Source organism: Stenotrophomonas sp. P5_B8 (assembly GCF_054049855.1).
In genome coordinates, this window is sequence record NZ_JBFULO010000741.1 from 1 (window position 1) to 1032 (window position 1032).

The window sequence follows — 1032 nt, forward strand, 5'->3', positions numbered from 1 at the left end:
GCGCTGGGCATGGAACAGGTGCAGGTCGCGCTCAACCTCGCCGACACCGATCATTACTGGGATGTAGTGGGTGAACTGCTGGCGCCGCAGGGACATGTGGGCCTGGTGGTGGAGCCGCGCGGCGCGCTGCGCATCGGCGATCCGTACAAGGCCAAGTGCATCGGCATCCACTGGGAATTCATGTTCGCGCGGGCCAAGTTCCGCACCGAGGACAGGATCGAACAGCACCGCATCCTCAACCGCGTTGCCAGCCTGGTCGATGCCGGCGAACTGCGCAGCACGCGCAGCGCGCATCTGGGTGCGATCAACGCGGCCAACCTGCGCCAGGCACATCGCCAATTGGAGAGCGGCAGCGTGATCGGCAAGCTGGTACTCGCCGGTTGGGAATGACGGTGTCGGCGCATATTGGCGCCCAACTGTATCTGTCTGCCCGCAACGGGGCGGCCTACAGTCAAGGCCCCCTTCGGTGAAACGGCCATGCCCACGTCCCTGCCCCTGCGTCTGCTGCAACTGCTGATCGGCCTGTTCCTGTACGGGATGGGCGCGGCGGTGATGATTCGTGCGGCGATCGGGGTGGCGCCGTGGGATGTGCTGTCACAGGGCATCGCGCTGCAGACCCCGCTGTCCTTCGGCGTGGCCACCAACGTGATCGGTGCGCTGGTGCTGCTGCTGTGGTGGCCGATCCGGCAGAAGCCTGGCCTGGGCACGGTGCTCAACGTGATGCTGATCGGGCCAAGCGCGCAGTTCGGGTTGTGGTTGCTGCCGGAGGTGCAGGGCCTTGCCTGGCAGGTGCCGATGTTCGGGTGCGGCCTGCTGCTCGTCGCGCTGGCGACCGGCCTGTACATCGGCGCGCGCTTCGGCCCCGGCCCGCGCGACGGGCTGATGACCGGCCTGCACGCCCGCACCGGCTGGCCGATCTGGATCGTGCGCAGCCTGATCGAAGGCACCGTGCTGGTCATCGGCTGGCAGTTGGGCGGCAACGTCGGCGTCGGCACCCTCGCCTTCGCATTGCTGATCGGCCCACTGTGCGGC

At 67.6% G+C, this 1032-nt stretch carries 2 protein-coding genes; both read left to right on the forward strand.

What is annotated here, in order from left to right; all coding sequences use genetic code 11:
* Positions 1-390: zinc-binding dehydrogenase (locus tag ACXJKH_RS21150; RefSeq protein WP_457322314.1), on the forward strand; the 390-nt coding region annotated here is incomplete at its 5' end.
* A gap of 87 nt (positions 391-477) precedes the next feature.
* Positions 478-1032: membrane protein YczE (yczE, locus tag ACXJKH_RS21155; protein WP_457322316.1), on the forward strand; the 555-nt coding region annotated here is incomplete at its 3' end.